The organism is Prevotella sp. C561 (assembly GCF_000224595.1).
In the GTDB taxonomy this organism is placed as follows: Bacteria; Bacteroidota; Bacteroidia; order Bacteroidales; family Bacteroidaceae; genus Prevotella; species Prevotella jejuni.
On the sequence record NZ_JH114141.1, the window covers coordinates 16929 to 37760 of the forward strand.

At 41.2% G+C, this 20832-nt stretch carries 17 protein-coding genes; 4 read left to right on the forward strand and 13 right to left on the reverse strand.

The annotated features are described in order from the left end of the window. The first annotated feature begins 61 nt into the window (after positions 1-61). Positions 62-1165 carry a guanylate kinase gene (gene gmk, locus HMPREF0666_RS16385; protein WP_009010843.1) on the forward strand — a complete coding sequence of 368 codons (1104 nt, stop codon included), beginning with the start codon at positions 62-64 and terminating at the stop codon, positions 1163-1165. Between the two features lie 142 nt (positions 1166-1307). Further along, on the forward strand, positions 1308-1934 hold the full coding sequence (gene nadD, locus HMPREF0666_RS03040) for a nicotinate (nicotinamide) nucleotide adenylyltransferase (RefSeq protein ID WP_009010844.1): 627 nt from the start codon (positions 1308-1310) through the stop codon (positions 1932-1934). Positions 1935-2076: 142 nt separating this feature from the next. On the opposite strand, the gene HMPREF0666_RS03045 is transcribed toward nadD, so the two are convergent. From HMPREF0666_RS03045 to HMPREF0666_RS03075, 8 genes are all read right to left on the reverse strand, one after another. Beyond that, entirely contained in the window at positions 2077-2970 is an 894-nt protein-coding gene (locus HMPREF0666_RS03045; RefSeq protein ID WP_009010845.1) for an AraC family transcriptional regulator, read from the reverse strand. Between the two features lie 279 nt (positions 2971-3249). After that, on the reverse strand, positions 3250-3423 hold the full coding sequence (locus HMPREF0666_RS17220; RefSeq protein WP_157600230.1) for a hypothetical protein: 174 nt from the start codon (positions 3421-3423) through the stop codon (positions 3250-3252). Between the two features lie 3 nt (positions 3424-3426). Then, positions 3427-3630, reverse strand: coding sequence for a hypothetical protein (locus HMPREF0666_RS03050; RefSeq protein WP_009010846.1), 204 nt, complete (start codon positions 3628-3630; stop codon positions 3427-3429). 130 nt (positions 3631-3760) lie between these two features. Then, a complete protein-coding gene (locus HMPREF0666_RS03055) occupies positions 3761-7192 on the reverse strand; it encodes a leucine-rich repeat domain-containing protein (RefSeq protein ID WP_009010847.1) in 3432 nt (1143 codons plus the stop codon). An 831-nt stretch (positions 7193-8023) separates the two neighbouring features. After that, positions 8024-8926: a hypothetical protein gene (locus HMPREF0666_RS03060; RefSeq protein ID WP_009010848.1), complete on the reverse strand. Its 903-nt coding sequence runs from the start codon at positions 8924-8926 to the stop codon at positions 8024-8026. Further along, on the reverse strand, positions 8923-9972 hold the full coding sequence (locus tag HMPREF0666_RS03065; RefSeq protein ID WP_009010849.1) for an NAD(P)-dependent oxidoreductase: 1050 nt from the start codon (positions 9970-9972) through the stop codon (positions 8923-8925). The genes HMPREF0666_RS03060 and HMPREF0666_RS03065 overlap by 4 nt, the downstream gene beginning before the upstream one ends. 54 nt (positions 9973-10026) lie before the next feature. After that, complete coding sequence (locus HMPREF0666_RS03070) at positions 10027-10761, reverse strand: 2-C-methyl-D-erythritol 4-phosphate cytidylyltransferase (RefSeq protein WP_009010850.1); 735 nt, start codon at positions 10759-10761, stop codon at positions 10027-10029. Positions 10762-10838: 77 nt separating this feature from the next. Then, complete coding sequence (locus HMPREF0666_RS03075) at positions 10839-11669, reverse strand: phosphorylcholine transferase LicD (RefSeq protein ID WP_009010851.1); 831 nt, start codon at positions 11667-11669, stop codon at positions 10839-10841. A gap of 925 nt (positions 11670-12594) precedes the next feature. Here HMPREF0666_RS03075 and HMPREF0666_RS03080 point away from each other — a divergent pair. Continuing rightward, the gene (locus tag HMPREF0666_RS03080) at positions 12595-13110 is read left to right on the forward strand and encodes a hypothetical protein (RefSeq protein WP_009010853.1); all 516 of its coding nucleotides are present in this window, start codon (positions 12595-12597) and stop codon (positions 13108-13110) included. Positions 13111-13597: 487 nt separating this feature from the next. Continuing rightward, positions 13598-15040, forward strand: coding sequence for a lipopolysaccharide biosynthesis protein (locus tag HMPREF0666_RS03085; protein ID WP_009010854.1), 1443 nt, complete (start codon positions 13598-13600; stop codon positions 15038-15040). 11 nt (positions 15041-15051) lie between these two features. Here the strand turns inward: HMPREF0666_RS03085 and HMPREF0666_RS03090 are convergent, their stop codons facing one another. The 5 genes from HMPREF0666_RS03090 to HMPREF0666_RS03110 form a co-directional block, all read right to left on the reverse strand. Further along, positions 15052-16014, reverse strand: a complete 963-nt coding sequence (locus HMPREF0666_RS03090) for a glycosyltransferase (protein ID WP_009010855.1) — start codon at positions 16012-16014, stop codon at positions 15052-15054. Positions 16015-16021: 7 nt separating this feature from the next. After that, entirely contained in the window at positions 16022-17446 is a 1425-nt protein-coding gene (locus HMPREF0666_RS03095; protein WP_009010856.1) for a DUF6080 domain-containing protein, read from the reverse strand. 3 nt (positions 17447-17449) lie between these two features. Next, positions 17450-18799, reverse strand: coding sequence for a DUF6080 domain-containing protein (locus HMPREF0666_RS03100; RefSeq protein WP_009010857.1), 1350 nt, complete (start codon positions 18797-18799; stop codon positions 17450-17452). A gap of 1033 nt (positions 18800-19832) precedes the next feature. Continuing rightward, the gene (locus HMPREF0666_RS03105) at positions 19833-20222 is read right to left on the reverse strand and encodes a GtrA family protein (RefSeq protein WP_009010858.1); all 390 of its coding nucleotides are present in this window, start codon (positions 20220-20222) and stop codon (positions 19833-19835) included. A gap of 2 nt (positions 20223-20224) precedes the next feature. After that, a complete protein-coding gene (locus HMPREF0666_RS03110; protein WP_009010859.1) occupies positions 20225-20830 on the reverse strand; it encodes an HAD family hydrolase in 606 nt (201 codons plus the stop codon). Between the last annotated feature and the right edge of the window lie 2 nt (positions 20831-20832).

Genomic DNA, 20832 nt, shown 5'->3' on the forward strand with positions numbered 1-20832 from the left:
AATAAGAAACATCTCCTATGTCACAATATTCATAGATTATCAAACAAACTAAGTCGAAGCCATGGAAAAGAAAGATAAAGGACACTGTTATTTTGGGAACCTTCACTACCATACCAATGATGCTTCTACTCATCAGCTGCTTTGTCAAAATGCAAAATATAATAGGAAACATCCTACTGAGGCAGAGGCACTTTTATGGGAATACCTTAGGGAAAAACAATTAGGTGTACGTTTTCGCCGACAACATCCTGTCTATGACTATATCCCTGACTTCGTCTGCCTTACATTAAACCTTATAATAGAAGTTGACGGAGGATATTACACTATAAAGGAACAACGATTAAACGATGAGAAACGAGATGCCTACCTTGCATCCTTTGGTTTTCATATCATACGATTCACCAATGAAGAAGTGCTTTACGATCTCAATAATGTATTAAACAAAATAAAAACAGCTATGAACAAACTTTCATCTGAAAACCAATCTGCTAATACGACACCAACAGCAAAGATACAGGAAGACATTTCTAATTTCACTTCGTCTCCTAACATATCCCAAGACTGTCCGTTAGGCACCCCCCTCCTTCGGAGGGGTGGGGGGAGGTTACTCATCCTCTCTGCTCCTTCTGGTGCTGGCAAAAGCACCATCGTTCAGTGGTTAATGAAGGAACATCCCGAATTGAAATTGGCTTTCTCCATCAGTTGTACTACTCGTGCACCACGTGGTACAGAGCAGAATGGTGTGGAATATATCTTCCTCTCACCAGAAGAGTTCAAAGAGAAGATTCATAATGGAGAGTTTTTAGAGTTTGAGGAGGTCTATGAGAATCGCTTCTATGGTACATTGAAATCACAAGTAGAAAACCAGGTAGAAGCTGGTCAGAACGTAGTCTTTGATGTAGACGTTAAGGGCGGATGTAATATTAAGAAATTCTATGGTGAACGTGCTTTGAGCTTATTTATTCAACCTCCATCTGTAGAAGAGCTCCGTCGTCGCCTTGTTGGCCGTCAGACTGATAGTGCTGAAGCCATCGAGAATCGTCTTGCTAAAGCATCCTACGAGCTTACCTTTGCTAAGAATTTTGATAGAGTCATTGTCAATGACGACCTTGAAAAGGCAAAACAAGAGACATACGAGATTGTAAAAACATTTTTAGAAGGATAAGAAACTTCCCTCAGGTCTCCAAAGAGATAGACCTTAATGGGAACACTAAGAGGAAGAACCTCTTTATCATAAAGTTTAGAATTTCGGACATAACAGTCGCCTCTATGTTAATTCAAGTGATTAGTTCCACAACAACCTCTCTATGAAACCATCAACTAACTTTATTCCGTCAAGCTCTCCCGTCCCTTCGGAGGAGTCGGGAGAGATTTCCATTGGTATCTTTGGAGGCTCCTTCAATCCTATTCATAACGGCCATATTGCGTTAGCTGAGGCTTTTCTTAAGAAGAAGAAATTAGACGAGGTGTGGTTCATGGTGTCTCCTCTGAACCCTTTCAAAGTTAATCAACAACTTTTAGCCGACCACCTTCGATTGGAATTAGTACGTAAAGCGACTGCTGATAACCCACGTTTTAAGGCTTCGGACTACGAGTTTCATCTTCCAAAACCTTCTTACACATGGAACACTCTACAGCATCTTAGTAACGACTACCCCACTCATCGCTTCACACTTCTCGTTGGTGGTGACAATTGGGAAGCCTTCGACCGATGGTATCATGCAGAGGATATCCTCACTCACTACCCTATCGTAGTCTATCCACGACACAACCAAAGAATCTCAGAAACGTCACTGCCCCATGGTGTCACTATCCTTCAAACACCTTTTATTGATATCAGTAGTACAGATATACGCCAACGAGTAAGCCAAGGAAAAGCTATCGATGGTCTGGTACCTACAACGATCATCTCTGATGTTCAGCGCTTATATTAAGTTGTTTCACAAGAGCAGTTTACAATAGTAGATTATCCATATTATATACAGTCGAGCAAATAACCGACTAATAATAGGATGCTTTTACTAACTTGCAATTGTCCCCTTCACCTATTATCTCCCCCTTTTCAAAAGTCAAACATCAACTCTTTGTTACTCTAAATGCGGTAGCAGTAATTCCTGTTCTTCGCTTGTAGAACTTGCACAACGAACTCAAAGACACAAAGTTGTACTCATCAGCAATCATCTTCAAAGACTTATTAGAATAACGCAATTCAAGTTCTATAAGCGTAATCAGGGTCTTATCAATCCACTCTTTCGCTGTAATCCCTGTCTCCTTCTTAATGATCATTCCTAAATAATGGGCAGTCATGCACAATTCTGATGCATAGAACTCTAATTCATGTTCCATCTTAGCATTCTCATTTACCAATCGAATGAACCGCTCCACCACCTGCTTATTCCTCGACCAGCCACCTCGTGACTCTGTTGTCATCTGTTTATACTGTGACTGCGCATAATTCAATACAGAAACAAAAAGGAAGTGTAATGTCTCATCACTTACTGACTGAAGAGATGACAAACTATAGAGCATTTGCGTATATTGCTCCCAGACCATTTGTTCCTTCTCATCCAAATGAATAGAGAAACATAAATCTGGAGAAAGAAATAACTCTGGTAACTTTCCACCAAAGACCATACGCATAAAGTCTTCTGTCATCGTAAAGCCATCAAAAGTCGTATCATGACCAAAGGCATCATCATTAACTGTTGCTCCCCAGTTAATAAACAACAAGTCACCCGGCTTACAATGATACTTCTTATACCCAATAGTAGGCTCACACCATCCCCTCTTAACCATCGCTATTCTTGCTACATTTGCTTTTACAGGATAGTTATTATCAAGGAGCGGCTTAAAGAAGCTGTTACAATTACGTGTAATAAGAAATTTAGAACCAACATAGATGTCGCCCTCTATATGTGCTCTCTCATTCCTTACAAAAGACAGAATGTCTCTGAATTCCGATACCATCATTTTCGTTTTTCGTTTTTTCTAATTTAGTTCAAATTATTTTGTAAAATTAATGAATATCCTCGACATATTAGACAAAATGACCAAATTATTTCATTAATACGACAGTTTTATGCTACAAACAGCAACTATATTTACGAAATAGCAACTAAATGGGGATTATATTCCATGTGATAAAGTACATTAATAACAAAAAGGGCAGACCCTTGTCACAAAGAGTCCACCCTCAAAACAAAGAGGTTAAATACTTAACTCACATTATTATTTTATTATAAAGACTATTTATCCAATAAGTCCATACATATATGCACAAAGGGCAATCATCATCAACGAGCATACACCAAGTAAACCCAATGCAACACGTTTCAGTATTTCTTTCATGCGATTGTGCATCATCTCTTTATAGAAATAGGCTCTTGCATCCATCATTTCAGAATGATGTGATAGTCGTATCATAGGTTATTCCTCCTCTTCCCAAGCTGTGAATTCATAAATAGGCTTTGCTGCTACCTCATCGTCATCATCAAGGTCACCACCTTGACCAGGGGCTGTAGAAGACACGCGAGGACTTGTCTGTAAGACTGCTGTATGGTCGTCCATCAATCCCTCTGCCCTTAGATCACAACAAAGTATCTCCGGTGTTATATATTCTTTCTTTTCCATTATCTTATCTCCTTTAATTTTCTTTTTTAGTGAACTTGCTAATCATGATGCTTCTTTTAGCTGTAGGGGAGCCGTTATGATTATGGACACTCAGACATCCCCTACAACATAAAAGCATCTTAGATTATTCTTACTTCAATACTACCTTCTTACCATTGTGGATGAACACACCATGTTGTGGGTTCTCTACACGCTGGCCCTGTAAGTTATAATAAACATTATTGTCTACGACATTGTTGTTCTCTACTGTTTCGATAGCATTTACAATGTTATGATCCTCACCATCGTCAAAGACAAACATTACCTTTGCAGAAGCAGACAAAGTTACCTTTGGACGAGCAACAGCCTTATGAACAGGGATCGTACGGTCAGTTCCTATCTTGAGAGGCTTAAAGATACCAGCAGTTGTCATTGCGAAGATTGGGTCAGAAGTAGATGACTGCTTCTTTGTATCCTTCACCGTCACACCTTCCATGATATTATTTGAAAGACTATATGTAACATTGTCCTTCTCACCGATAGCATAGTAGAAGTCTGCAGGAGTACTTGCTCCACTACGGCTCTCCAGTAACACACCTGTTTCTGCAGGTACATAATCATAGTCTGTTACGTGAGTATTACCATAATTAATACTCTTCATGATGAACTTAGTAGTCTGTACACCAGTAGCATCTGTCTCTGTTGACATACCAGCAGTCTGCGTAATGAAAGCACCAATGCGTCCTGCTTCATTGTTTTCACGTGCATAGATACCGAGATCAGCATCAAACTCACGTGCGAAAGTACCATACCAATGTGCTATATTAATCTCACCAGGTATCTTATAAGATGTCTGCCCTGCATAACGAGACCAACCAGTAGCAGTCTTATAAGCATTCTCAGCAGACTTCTTTACATAGACCTTGAGGCTTGGTTCAAACTCCTTCTGGGTATAGTTACCTAAGTTGTCAAAGTATTCCCACTTGGTTACACTCATATCCTTTGTAGGCTCAGTAGCGGTGAAGTAGATACGCTTAACACTTGAAGTACCATTACTCTTCTTGAAGGCATCGAGACCTACATAATCAAGTGTATTCTTAAAGACAACCTCCTGTATATTAGTTGTGTTGTCATTCATTGCATAGTCGCCCCAAAGGCGTACCTCGTATGTGTTGTTATTGTCATCTATTACGGTTGGTTTTACGACGTATGTATAGACGTCTGCTTGTGTACCAACAATCATTACAGCCTTCTTTGACAATGGGAAGTATTCTGTTGTACCATTGCCAGCACCATTAGTTTCTTTGAAGAAAGAGACACCTCTGGTACGGAACTGACTCCATAACGGATCACTATCAAATGCTGCTTTAGCATCTTTACGTACACTAAGGTCTATCTTAGTCTTATCTACATTAGCAGGATTGAATGCTGATGCTGCAACATCAGTAATAGGAGTCTTACCTAAGAAAGCAATCGTATTCAAATTACCAACACGGTCGAAGGCGAAGTCTTCAATCTTCTTTACCTTCTCTGGGATTGTTACGTTCTCAAGAGCCTGTACGAAATAGAATGCTTGCTTACCGATTGTCTCGATAGTTGGAGGCAACATTGTATAATAGGTATTGGCCTTTGCTGGAGGGAATGATACTAATGTCTTCTTATCTTTACTCAATAAGAAGCCATCTACACTGGAGTAAACGGTATTGTTCTTATCTACTGTAAATTTCTCAAGTTTAGCACATTCTTGGAAGCCTGTAGCGTCTATTGTGGTCACACTTGCTGGGATGACAACCTCCGTCAAGCTCGAACAAGTATTGAAAGCATCCTTACTAATCGTTGTAACAGTACTTGGAAGCTCTATTCTCTTTAATGCTTTTGCATATTGGAATGCGCCTTCACCGATAACTGTCATCGTAGCAGGTTGCTTGAAGGTGATAGTCTCCAAGCCAGAAGCACCATTGAAAGCTCCTCTCTCAAGAACAGTAACCTTCTCTGGAATAACAAAGCTCTTCAATTTATCATCGCCACTAAAAGCATCTTTCTGAATCTTATTCAAGGTAGAAGAACCCTCAAAGGTAAACTCTTCAAGGTCCTTACAACCATTGAAAGCACCCTCATTAATGGATTGTAACTGTGAACCATCTGCAACGGTAACCTTCTTTAATTTAGTTGAGCCAAAGGCACTCCAACTAACAACTTCTAGTGATGCTGGTATGTTAAGTTCGGTTAGTCCTGAGCCTTGGAAGGCAAACGTACCGATTGTCTTAATCTTAGCTGGTGCTTCAAAAGTAATGTTCGCTAATTTTGTAGTTGCTTGGAAAGCATCATTATCAATTATCTCAAGATTACTATTGAAGGTCACCTTGGTTACCTTTTGAGCATAGTAAAAAGCTCTGTTACGAATCTTCTTTGTGGTTGGTAAAGTAGTATATTCACCAGCCTTACCGGCAGGGAACAACACAAGTTCCTCCTTATTCTTTGTGTAAATGACCCCATTATCAGCTGCATAATTAGGGTTTGCTGGGTCTACATCAAAGGCAGCGAGGTCATTATTACCACCGAAAGCTCCATCTTCTATCGTATCAACAGAAGGACCAAGCAATACATTTCTTAATTTAACAGCCTTGTCAAAAGCTCCTTTAGCGAGTTTCTTTACACCATTCAATTCGATAGCTGTAAGTCCATTAACCTGTGCGAAGGCTGCTTGCTCTATAGACTCCACACCATCTGGAATCTTATAAACACTTGCGTTAGGCTGCCCTGTCACACCTTGATAAGCTGGATTAGTTGAAGGAGAACCTGCTTTCCCATTTGGATAAGCAATCAACTTTTTACCATCAGCCGACAAGAGGACACCATCAACAGACTTAAATGCCGTGTTACCAGCAGCAACAGCAATCTCTCTAAGGTTCTGAGCACTTGTATAACCATTGAACTCTGCTGTTGAAGGTGATTCCTTTAACGAAGCTGGTAAAGTAATTTTTGTTAGGTAAGATGCACGTTGAAAAGCATTTGTGTATACACCATAAACACCTTCTGGCACTGTATATTCTGCATCAGGTCTTGCCAAAGGATATGCAGCTACCCACTCTTTTGAATCCTTCTTCTCGATGAGTACACCATTATCAGAGCGGAAGTTTGGGTTCGCAGCATCAACGTTAATTGCTGTAAGGTGGCTTATCTGACCGAAAGCACCACTTTTGATTTCAGTGACAGATTTTGGTATTGTGATACTTGTGATATGACCACCCTTAAACGCATTAGCCTCAATCGATACGATAGTGTTAGGCATCGTGACAGATGTAGCATTAGGAACTGTACTGTTATTAGCAATAGCCGTTACATTAAAAGTGTACTGGTTATTAGGGTCCGCAACAGTTGCAGGAATGTTTACTGTAGTGTTAGTAGATGATACGAACGCCACATTGTAAGTTTTGGGGATGCCATCATGAGCCTCATCCATCGTAGTAACCCTGTACGTGTTACCATCCCGAGTGAAAGTGTCGTTCACTATCAATGCGTTTGCATTAGACACATACAGCAATGCAAGCAGTACGAACAAAAGGAATTTAATTTTCTTCATTTTTCGTCTTTAGTTTTAATTATTTGATATATCTTTTCCTTCTCTATTCAAAAGGGGTCTTTATCAAAAGCTTTGAGTCTTGCGATGATGTCACATAATTATATATATACCAATCATTACCCAGACACACTGTACAACGGATAGCCATCTTCCAGTCGTTAGAAAGACTCTCACGGAGTAGAACTTTGAGTTATTAGGCCGCCTCAGCGTGCTTGAATATTTTTGTCCTGACACCTATGTGGAGATATCTTAATTTTAGTATTGCAAAGTTAAAGCAAACCGCTTATAAGAAGATTATCGAATAATTGTTATAAATTTCCTTTTTATTCGTTTAATTTTCCTTTCCTTCTTTATTATTGCCCTTTTAGTTAAGCACTCCTAATCAAAGTTAAGTTGACCCGTAAAAATTACGATTATGAATATTATTTACACTTACAAATAATCTTACTAACTCTTGCTCGCCTTATATACAAATGTCATGATACTAAGAACAAAAGTAGTTCACCTCGAAAAGCGACTGCTATTACCTATTTAAATAAGGAAGACAAACACTCCTATTACCCTAATTTAATTTTAGTTTTAGTTGCTGTCATTTTAACATTTGAAGGATATCTTTTGATTATCAAGGTATTAGGAGCACACAAGACATGACTGATATGACAGGAAAATCATTTTCATATCAAATAGAGATAATAAGGAAGAATAACAAACAAGAGGGCTGGGGACACTTATCAGTCCCCAGCCCTAAGAGCTTATAAATAAAAGAATACTTATCAAGAACGAGGAGGATTGCGTGAGAACACATCTCTCTAAACAATCCATCACCTTATATTATATCTCATTCTTGAGTTTCTGGAAACGTTTCTGACACCGTTTCTTATAATTGTATTTGAAGATATGCTTTTCTATTTTCCGCATATTATAGGTAAACGAGAAACAAACCTTATCAAGCCATTTTGGCTGCTCATCCGTATAGATAGAACGTGGAATCCTTACGAAATAGAGGTCGGCTATTGTGTCGAATGCCGAGAACTGTCGATGACTCCGCTCAAAAAGCCATACTTCGGAATAGAAGCGATTGGTAGAGATAACGGCTTTGTCAAATGCTGGGAGGGTCCTTATATAAGCCGACTTAGCCCACCAGAAACTACCAGAATACATGGTGTAGTTGCGTGGTGGCCATCGATAACAGCTATAAGTATCGTATCCTTCATTCAGAACATTCACGGCAACCTTCCACTTATCAAAGATGAAATATTCTAACATCTCTCTCCAAGCCTCTATCTTCTGCTTAAAAGAACGAAAGAGACGGTCGTTAGAGGTTAGCGACTGGTAAGAGATGCCCTTCGTATGGAAGTAATAGAAGAGACAATCCTCCTTTTCAGACAGTTGCTTAATAAACTCTAAAGCAGGATACTCATACCGCTTAGGATCGGTGACATTAGATATTATCACGAGCTTATCACTATTGATAATACGCTTCAAACATTCCACATCTGCTTGATTGCCAGCTATACAACTCACGTAGAAAGTCGTTGTCGCATCCAGCAGACCGCTCTTACGCAGATTATCTATCTGCCTTCTCACCAATGGCTCCCATCCAGTGTCTAACATGACATGATAAACACCATAGATAGGCAGTTCATTCTTCGGGTCGCCCTCCCATCTTCGCAAGTCTTTTCGGTCGTAGACATGGAAGAGACTCTCTCTTATCCGTTGTAGAAAACTACTCATACCTGCTCTTCCTCCATTGAAAGGATGAGTCGACGGAACATCTCCTTTAACCCATAATGAGGTTTCCATCCTAACTCCTGAATACGCTGTGTGGCAAGTCTGAGCTTGGTTGTTGGTGAATATCCTAAGCCCTCTTGTGGCTGTATCACCACCTTCACTTTCTGAGGATTAAACGTTGATGCAACCAACTCTGCCATCTCACGGATAGAGATATAAGTGTCTTCGTTTGCTACATTGTATGCCTCGCCATCCTTACCATGCAAGAGAATATACAGCATTGCCGTAACGGCATCTATCGTATAGCAATAGCAACGACTGAGCTCGCCTATCGTATGTAGGATGATATCCTCATTCTTCATAACACTGCGTGCAAACTGTGCAAAGACCCGATTGTCATTACCATTCACACCAGCACCGAAAGTCTGTGCCAAACGTGCCACCTTCACGTGGACACCATACTCGTCTGCATAATTATGGCACAATGCCTCGGCAGCTCTCTTTGCTAACGGATAACTGCTACGAGTTGCCATTGGGTCAAGATAGCCCTGCATGTCTTCCGTAAGTGGGCGTCGGTCGTCAGTGACAGTACCATATACTTCTAACGTTGAGGCTAACACCATCGAACTTACTCCATTCTGATGGGCGTAAGACAATAGGTTTTGCATACCCCCATAGACGGTATTCATCGTCTCTACAGGGTGTTCAACAAAATCTTTTGAAGCTGTCGGGGCAGCAAAGTGGAAGAGATAGTCTATCTTTTTCGTGGGTGTAAATGGTTCAACACAAGAGAAGTCGTAGGAATAATAGCTGATTTCATCGCTTGCCTGACCAAACATTCTCTCTGCTCTCTGCACGTTCCTTACAACAGCCACCACGTGTAAGTTGATACCTTTTTCTGTGTGTAGAGCCAACAGGCAACGTACCATACACGCGCCCAACAAGCCTGTTGCTCCCGTTACAGCTATCGTCTTCCCTTCCAATGCTGCTGAGAAAGGAAACGTATCAGCAAAATAGCTTATATCTTCTTTTAGTATTCTTTCCTTCATCCTTACCCTATAAAGTTATAAAATTCCCCATTCCATCGACACATAACAACACCTTTACAATCCGAATATCTGCTGATCCTCATGCACCTTCACCATCGCACGCAGCACAAAAAAGTCTGTTGGGGTTGTAATCTTAATATTCTCCATCGGTCCGATAATCGTCCCTAACTTATACCCATAGTGGCTCATCATCGTACAAGAATCGATGAAATCGGCTTTTCCTTCCTCCAAGGAGCGTCGATGAGCAGTTATTATATCGACCAAACGGAAACTCTGTGGTGCACGAGCAATGAACGAATCGGCACGTGAAGGAATCTCCAAAGCATCGTCAGCCTGCTTCACGATAAGTGTTTCTGTTGCTGGGATACAAGTGATACAACTCCCGACCTCTTCTACTTTCTTGATGTTATCCGTTATTGTCTCTTCTGTTATCAGCGGACGAACACCATCATGAATAAGAACGGTTGTCTCTTCATTGCTTACACCCTTGCTCTGTGCATATTCCTCTGCAGCACAGAGTCCCTTGTAGATAGACTCCTGTCCAGACTTTCCACCTGGTATAATCTTCACTACCTTATTAATCTCAAACTTACGGAGCTGCTTCTCAAGGAAAGGAATCCAGCTTTCAATACATGCTACAACGATAGCATCTATATCTGTGTGGTTGTCAAACAACTCTAATGTATAGATGATTATCGGCTTTCCGTTTAGGTCAAGAAACTGCTTAGGGCGCGACTTCGTGTGCATACGTAGTCCAGAACCTCCTGCAAAGATTACTGCTATGTTCATACTTATATTTGGTTAATTGTTATTTTGAAGATAGAGATATCACTGGCTACTAATACCTACATTACTACACTATCCTACTACTTAAAGACAACATCTATCTTGTGTCTATCACGCTTGTCCCTTGGTGGTAAGTCCATGTAGTTCCCATAGGCGATACGACATAACTCATCGGCATCGGCTGGCCCTTCAAAGGTATGACCTTCAAAGACGATGTCTTTATGTGGTATCATGCAACGACGCGGGTTCTGCTCATAAAACCATGCACCGTAAGAGTGCATATAGAGGTCGGGATTACCGAATAGTTTCCCTATAAAGCGGAACACTGGAAAGACGATGACATGTAGGAACTTATAACCCATTTGCGCCAACTGAGGGTAACGACCAGCTAACTTTGTATTCACATTGACCGATAGCTTGGCTGCCAAACGCTGCAACCAAGGAATCATGTTACCCTCATAGGGGAAGATGTCTACATGGAGTCCTCTAAATTTCTGCGCCTCGTGCATTCTTCGGTCAGCACTCTGCTGATTATCATGACTCCTGTTCTCGCTCTTTAAGTCACGTAGACAAGCCCATTCCTTATAGAAACCAGGGTCGGTATCGTTGTCTTGTAAGACGAATTGAGGGTGTGGATGCGCCTTCAGATAGTCACAGAGACGTTTGAAATCCTTATAGTCTACAACCATATCAATGTCGTCATCCCAAGGAATAAACCCTCCATGGCGCATTGCCCCTAACACATTTCCCCCATCAAGACGGCAAGGAACACCTATCTTCTTCGCTGTCTCTTGCAGATAGATAGCCATATCGAGTAGCCTCAACTGTGCCTGTCGTAGCACAGAGCCGTCTGGGTTATATTCCTGTCGGAGGCTTTCTTGTGTCTCTCCTGTGTTGAAAGTTTCTTTCATCTTCCGTTATTATACTTGTTGCAAAGATAATAAAAGAATATGACTTCACCTTCTCTCTCTATAAAAACTTATCCTTCAATATTGTTATTAAAACCAATATACATATATATGCACGGCCGAGAGGTCACAAAGGGAGAGGTGGTACCACTTGCTTTAAGCCCTGTGTATTCTGTTCTTCTGTGTAAATCTGTGAGAAATAGAACGCACCCTCTCTATGAGATAACACACAAACAACTCGCTGGAGAGTTTTTTCTCTCACAGAACTCACAGATTTAACAGAACATTTCAACCAACGTTTCGAACTCACAGAACGCCTCCGGCATACAGATATCACAGAGGCCTTTCAACTAAGATTGGCTGTAACGTTCTGTGAAATCGGTTGACTTAATGTCTCTGTGGAATGCTGTGTGTTCTGTTCTTCTGTGTAACTCTGTGAGAAAAAGAAATATCTTCTATGAGAGAAAATATCACAGAGTTTTCCCTACAAAGATACTAATATAGGGCATAAGAACGTTAAACATACAAACAGATAGTATGAGAGACTGGCGGTGATTACTCCACATCCTATGAGGGATAAGTAGCGGGAAGAACCGCCACGAGGATAGACTTGAAACAAGAAGAGGCCCTTCAATGTTCAAGAACATGCCTTTCAAGGGGCAAGAAGACGCCCTTCTTGAGGCAAGAAGGGCATATTCTCAAACGCTATTCATAACACGCTGATTTATTGTGGGTTATATATCAGCTTTTTCGAGACTGTTTCCTCCTATTGTAAGAGCGTTAAACGCTAACATTTATACAGGTTCTCTACCGTCAGAAAGGTGCTCATCCAGCACAGCTTTTACAGCTAACATCAGCAGAGACACTCATTCTCTCTGCTGACAAAAGACCATCATGAACTCCCAACAGTACGAAATCATTATACGAAATGTGTACACAACAGCACAATATCTATAGGAAGGTTCGAAGCGCATTAAGCTACTTGATGTGGGCAGAACTGTTATGGCTGATATTCAATTGGATATCACCTTGGAAATTATGGAGCGATGCAAACACCTTGATTGTTTGCACATTACCTTGGTTGATACTCTTCTTTCTCATACGATATATCAAACGGAAATGGGAAGAAGAGGGTAATGCCAGTATAGGATGTTTGTACACAAGCACGTGGATGACCGTCCCACTTATCATTGCACTACAACTCTTTTATCTTTGGATATCACCGCTATTCGACAAAAGCAACGAGATTGTGTACGAGGACACCCATTATCGGGTTACTATCCTTTATGGTTTCCTCGCTACAAATACTGACTTCATACGGATAGACGAGGTTTTCGGGCCTTTTCATCGTGAAGTTTATCAAAGCGAACGCTACGGAATTGACACGAAGAAATTGAATAGTACTACAGCCATCGAAGCCTTCCTAAAACAACAGAAACAGTAGGCAGCTGTCTAACTCACGATAACAAGCGATTTTATTAAAACTAATTTTCCTGTCATTCCTGTCATGTATTGAAGGTAGATAACCCGCTGTTTCTTAGCCTCTTACCGCAAATGTTAAATATGACAGCAAATGAATTTAAAACTAAATTAGGGGTTTGTGTAATCATTTTATGCCCCTCTTAGGGTAGACTTCACCCTCTCATCTTTCTGAAAAAACGCCCTCATCGGGATCGTTCGACCATCCTCTCAGGAATACATTACAAAGGTTATGATATTTGGCATTTCCAAAGAAAAACGCTACATTTGCAAGTTATATAAGGTAAACATAAAAAGATAGGAGCAAAGGAAAGGGGGACTCGCTATCACAAAGACCAATAAAGTGCTTCAAAAAGGATGTTAGTGCGAGGGAAAAAAACGCAACGGCAGACAAGCAGAGAGGCACTTCACAAAAGAAAAAAGTGACTACGTATCACAGAGATACAAACAGAATGGAAAAAGAAACACTAAAGGAAAAAACAGCCAAAGGGCTCTTTTGGGGTGCATTGAACAATGGTACAATGCAGCTACTGAATATTGTTATCGGTATATTCTTAGCTCGCCTACTCACACCATCAGACTATGGTTTAGTGGGGATGTTAGCTGTTTTTACAGCGATTGCAGGGGCATTGCAGGAAAGTGGATTTACTACAGCACTTGCAAACATGGAACATCCCACTGACAATGACTATAACTCTGTATTCTGGTTTAGCGCTATCATGGGGTGGGTATCCTATAGCGTACTATTCTTTTCAGCACCTTTAATAGCCAACTTCTTCCACCACACAGAGCTTATCAACCTATCTCGTTTCCTTTTCGCATCCCTTTTGTTCTCATCATTAGGAACTGTTCCCGCAGCTTATCTATTTAAGAACATGATGGTAAAAGAGACAGCCCTTCTGCGTATCACAAGTCTTATCATCTCAGGAGTGGTGGGTATCGTGTTAGCCTTAAAGGGTTATGCCTATTGGAGTTTGGCCTGGCAGCAACTGCTTTATATCACCCTCACGAGTCTTTGGCGCTTCTTTATCATTCCTTGGCGTCCCTCATTTCACATCGATTTCAAGCCCGTCAAGAGGATGTTTCCTTTTAGTTATAAGATACTCGTAACGACCATCATCAATACAATTAGCCAAAACATTCTAACCTTTATCTTCGGTCGTTTATATTCTGCAAAGGTGGTGGGCAACTTCTCTCAAGCCTTCAAGTGGGACACAATGGCAAGCACGTTTGTCTCAGGAACAGTGTCACAAGTAGCGCAACCGGTATTGGTAGAGGTGAATAATGACCTCAAAAGGCAAGTAAATGTGTTTAGAAAAATGATGCGTTTTACCGCCTTTTTGGTCTTTCCCGCTATGTTCGGATTAGCGATGATATCGCACGAATTTATCATTCTTCTTATTTCAGATAAATGGATAGAGAGTATTCCTTTGTTGCGTATTCTTTGTATTAGCGGGGCTTTCCTACCTTTTTATACAATGTATCAAAACCTCATCCTTAGTCGAGGTAAGTCTGCTGTTTACATGTGGTGTACGATCTTATTAATCGTAGCACAGGTAGGACTCATTATCCTATGTTACCAACAAGGAATCGTCTTCATGGTGAGTGTCTATACAGTTATTACTGTTCTTTGGTTGGGTGTGTGGCAGTTCTTTGCACATAAAGAGATTGGCATACGCCTCATAGATATCCTTAAGGATATTTACCCTTATCTATTAACATCTGTTGCGGTAATGATTTCTACCTATCTTATTACCATGTGGATACAGAGTCTTCTACTGCTTTTACTGACGAGAGTCGTCTTGGCAGCCCTACTCTATTATATCGTAATGAAGATGGGAGGTTCGCAAACACTAAAGGAATGTCTCAATTACTTTCATCGTAAGAAAGGATAATAGCATTAATCTTAGTGGTACATGTACAACTGCATGATAGGATAAAGCATAGCACGAAGTAGCTTAATAGGTCCACCACCTGATGTATGAAAGAGCTTCTTATAGTTCTTCGTTAGTAGATATTGTAAACGTAAGAAAGCAAAGACGCCCTGCTTGGTCTCCATTCGCATTGCTTCTCGGGCTTCGATGAAATCGGCTATATTTGAATGTAAGCCCTCCATCAGCATAAGCTTACCTTGAAAGATGGGAACAACCTTCTTGCGTATCTCTTTATAATGGTTCAGACTCCACGTTAACTCAGTGAGAGCGTTCCTCCATGAGGGTAGACTACTACTATAATCATTGTAGGTAGTAGCCTCTGCATGGCGTCGGAAGTTCACTAACACTTTATTACAATAAACGATACTGTCGTAGGATGCGGCAATAATACTCAATACTGCATCGTAAAGGGTGACCTTATAAATAGGACTCTCGAGGGGTGGTAAGAGATTAATCAATGCTCGCTTACATAACAATGTATGGCCCGGTAGACCTAAGAACATCATTCGAAAAATATTCACATTGCGTGGTCTGTTGTCGAAATAAGCAAAGGAACCATCCGTCGAGAAGGGGCGTGAGTGTCCACTACATAGCAACTTATCTCCTATACAACGCATCTGTGTCTCTATCTTATCCCTCTCCCAGATATCGTCTTGGTCGGAGATAGCAATGTAATCACCTGTTGCACGATGCAATGCAGAAAGAAAGTTCGCATTAACACCATGTTCGCCTTCATTCTTAAAAGTACGAATAACAGCATGTTTTGACGCATACGCTTGTAGTATCTCCCATGTATGATCCGTCGAACCATCATCTTGAATGATAATCTCATGGATAGGATAAGACTGAGCGAGCAGTGAGTCTATCTGCTCCCTCACGTATTTCTCACCATTGTAAGTGCAGAGGACTATTGACACAGAGGCTTTGTTTTCCATAACTTTACTATAGTGTGAAGATGACGAGCGTACTATTATAAACAATGAGATAGAAAGCTATCAAGGCCGTCAGTAGGGTGATAGCATGCCTAATCCCACCTTTCATTGACTTTATCAAGCAACCTATACACAACGGTATGACATAAGCCCAATGCGCAGTCATTATATATACCTCGTTAATACCAAACCCTAAGCCTATATGAAGTATCATGTCAAGGGCGAAGAATGACAAACACATCCACATCAGCTTACTACGTTTACCAGCCCAGATTCCGCCTAAAAAGAGTAAGACGATAAGACCTTCTACAATATAGTTTACGACCCAGTTATAACTAACAAAGACTGGGCGATCGCGAATAACATCACATAACGTGTACTTCTGGTGCAACTGTATTGACTCACCAAAGAGGTTCTCAACGAGTGTCTCACAGCGAGAAGTAGTCACATCTGTCCAGTTCAAGAACGGTTGTTTACTCACTGGCGTACCAGAATGAGCATATTGTGGTGCGCTATACTTTGCCTTCAGCTGCGCCTTTCGGTGCTTTTTCCATAGTAACGCAAACGCTTCTGCCTGTTGTTGACTGTCTTTAAGATGCGTAGTATCGCTGAACTCTTTCCACATCTTGGTCTTCTCGTCCTTTACAGCTTTCTTTTCGTGTGCCTTTCGTGTGTTGACACTATCGGCAACGAACGTTTTGTACTCCCAAAGACCAAAGCTCCAGATTGCTGCAGCAGGTAAGATGACAACAAGAATAAGGTTCTTAGGATGAAAGAAACGCTTCCCCCTTGAGAAAAGATCAGCTAATAACACCTTTAACCCATTATTAAGTGATACGCCAGCAGTAAGGATAAAGAAGACTATCGTCTGCCATCTCTTCAATGGTTTATGCTCTGTCATCTGCTTACCTGTCACATAAATCACTAAGAGAATGAGGAATAACGAAAGAATGAAATGGTCGGGAGAGATAGCTGCTAATAGTACGTATGCGAAGGAGAAGAGTAAGAAAGCGAGTACAGAAGACTCTCGTTGCGAGAGGTGAAGAAGCTCCTTTCCTATTCGCATCATCAATAGAAACGCATAAAGAGAACTAAGGAGGAGGACGATGGCAACGAGGAACTGTACACAGTTAATGCCCAACAGGCTCATTAATCCCTGATTGATAAGATAGACTGGATAGTAGAAAAAAGCCAACAAAGGGTGTCTATGCACATCGTAGGCAGTTGTCCAGTCGGTAACAACGCAATAAGTGAGTGGGTCAAAGCCAGACACATGGAACCAATCGAGGAAGTTCTTCCGATAATCCTTTGATATTCTTGAGAACACCGAATAGTAAGGAATAATCACTGTAGCGTGCATGATGAGCTGCCACAGGAGGAATAAACAAACCGAAAGGCGCTCGCCTTTTCTTATCTTAATAAACGTCATCCACATAGCTTACGACATTAAGTAATAGAATGTCTGTCCTGCATTGTAAATCCAAAGGTAGATGGTTAGCATGATTAACGTCACACGCATCACTTTTCGCCATTTCATCGATAATTGTCTCAGTAAGTAACCGTAGGAGATGGGGATGATGAATGCCCATCCTGAGGTCATTATATACACCTCAGTGACGGCAAATCCGAGGATGAGGTGCAAGGTGAGGTCACAAGCAAACCAAGCTAAAAGCATTTTAAAGAACCGCTGCTTATAGCTGAACACAATACCTACGATAAATAAGAGGACTATAAAGGCCTCGATGATATAGTTCACACTCCAGTTGTACTCCACGAAGATGGGACGTTCCCACGACACATCTTTTAAAAACGAACGCTGATGAAGCTGAATGGACTCACCGAAGAAGTTCTCTACAATGGTTGGAATACGTGGCGTAGAGACATCCATCAACTTTGTTATTACCCCATCTCCAGCAGGCTGACCAAGGTGTGTTCGCTGCCATTCATCCCTTTGTTTCTTGTGTTCGAGCACCTTCTGCGGGTTCTTCCTCAGCGTTTCGCTTTCGATATGACGCACAACTGCTTGCTGTGGAACCTCCAAAAGATAATATTGAGACTGTTGAATACCGAGCAACAAGAGCAATGGCAGGACTACTCCGATAGAAATAAACTTACAGGTAAATACCTTCTTTCCATTGGTAAACAAACCTGCTAACAGGGTCTTCACCCCATTTGAAGTTGCCATTCCTGCCGTGAAGAAAGTCAGAACCAACGATTGCCAAGCGGTTAGTAATTGTCCTTTCTTCATCTTCTTCCCCGTGATGTAAAGCGTCAGAGAGAGCAACATCAGAGAAATAACAAAGTGGTCGGGTACCATGGTTGGGATGAGTACGTGTCCAAAAGAGAATAACAACAACGTAAGTAGTCTTGCATCTTTGCGCCTCAACTCCAATACCTCTCGGAAAACTCGGTACATGAAGAGTACTGCATAGAAGGCCGAAAAGACGATAATAACGGCCATGAAATACACAGCAAAGTTATATCCTACATTCTGTATGAGCCAGTCATTGAGCAGATAGAGCGGATAAAGGAAGGTAAGATACAACGGATGACGTGAAGTAACGAAGTGGATACGCCCTCCCGAAACCGTTATCCATGACCAACAATCATAGCCTGACATACGAAAGTTCTTGGTAAAGATACTCCAAAAACCATCATGTGCATCCATGGTGTAGACGTGATAGTGGCTTGCAATCACCATCGCATTGAACGTAACAAAGACTGCTAACATGACGAAAGCCAGCCAGCGTTCTTCTTTCTTCACCTTGAAAATATTAAATATGCGCATTGAGTAGCTTTGATTATTTGGTACAAAGGTACGAATTAAAGCACATTTAACAAAAGAATTTGGTAATGTCAGGCAAAACTTTTATCACTTACGGCAATCAATGGCGTATTTGACTATACAAGTGAGTGGTCTTTTCTAAGAGGTTTTCCACTTCTCACATTCATGGTCTTAGTACTCATTACTCCTTATCGACATGTGTTTACTTGATTCAAAAAAACTATAATTATCTGCGTTAATTAATCGTCCTTTACAGCTGATTCTAATATTCCCATGCGCCTATTCCAGCAATTTCTCCACACTTTAAAATAACAATCAGTGCTATGAAAAATCATTATATGCAATCAGAACAAACGCCCCTAAGACCAGCGTATTACATCTTCTCTAACCGAAGATATAACCTTCAACAAATCAGCACGTTACGAATAGCAACAAAGAAGACGCCCTTCTTGCTTCAAGAAGGGCGTCTTTAACCTGCAAGAAGGGCATATTCTTGAACGTAGAAGAGCCTCTTCTTGGTGCATACTCGGCCTTTTCTCGGAAAGAGAAGGGAACAACCTGTAAAATATCTTGACATTTTCTGTTTACATGGTTAGTATTCTATCACTCACGGAGGATATTTCTTTCTCTCACAGAGGGACTTTCTATCTCTCACAGAAGAACACAGAAGAACAGAACAAACAGATGCCCACAGAGACATTAAGTCAACCGATTTCACAGAACCTTACAACCAAAAGAGGCCTCACCCCCAGCCCCTCTCCGAATGGAGAGGGGAGTGATTACCGAGAGACCCCTGTATGTCATCCATGCGTTTAGCGTCTCTTCTCCATTTCTCAGCAGGCCAATAGGGGTAACCTCACATACTACTCCCCTCTCCATTCGGAGAGGGGTTGGGGGTGAGGCTTGCCCAGTAGGGGTAACCACACATACTACGTCCTTGCCTGCTGGGGAGGGGTTGAGGGAGGAACCAGCTGTAGAAAGGAGGGGAGGCCACCTCCTTTCACTCGCTTCACCAGTTCTATCAAGAAATTTATCCTTACTTCCTACGTAGAAAAAAGCGCACCAATAGGAAATTTATTGGTACACAGATAGCAAACATAGGAATTAAGGCTAACTGCTTACTAAGCCCTAACCAAAGGAAAAGTTGTAGGAAAGTACTTTGTAAGACATAGTTAATAACATGTGAGAAAACAAAACCTAATCCTCGCTTCGTAGTAGACTTCACACGGAAGGTGTATCGCGTTGAGGCAATATAATTGAATGTGAAGCTAACAAGGTAAGCGATGGTATTAGCAATGAGAGGCTGTAACCAGCATATCATCAACAGATAAGTACCGTACTGAATGGCTGCAGCTAATGACCCAACAATGATAAAACGCACGATTTCACCGAGCTTTTTCTTATCTTTCACCTGTCTGCTTCTCATCTTTACTCCGTCTCTCTAAAAGGTTTATAATATGCTTTGTCTGCATGGGCAAGTAGCTCCTTATCTCCTCTACTATCCCCAAAGGCAATCAACTCATAAGACTCACGTTGCGGATAGAGCTCCTTCAATCGACTTACTTTCTCTTGTCCGTAGCAGTTTTTAGTGATAAACCGCCCAGTAAGATATCCTCCTTCCACTTCGATTTGAGTACCTAACACTTGTATCTTTTTATCGATTTCATCGAAGAAAGGACATACCCAGTTATCAACACTCGCACTGATTATGAGTACTATGCTATCCTTGTCCCGTACTGCTTGCTGTAGTTTCTTTATACCAGCAGGCCGAAGTAGCTGCTTGTTCTGCTGGGCAAAGTCAACACATAACCGATTAAAACTATAGAGGCTCATTCCCTTAAAGAACCAAGAGAAGACTCTTTGCTTAGTCTTCCAATTAGGATAAAGATAAAGCTTCATTAATATAAGGAGAGGAGAAAAGAGTAGGAAACCCAAGAACAGACGCACACTCCCCTTTGAAAAGCGGATAAACTCGATGAGTGTGTCCTTGGTTGTTAGCGTACCATCGAAGTCGAAAGCGTATATCTTGTTCATCT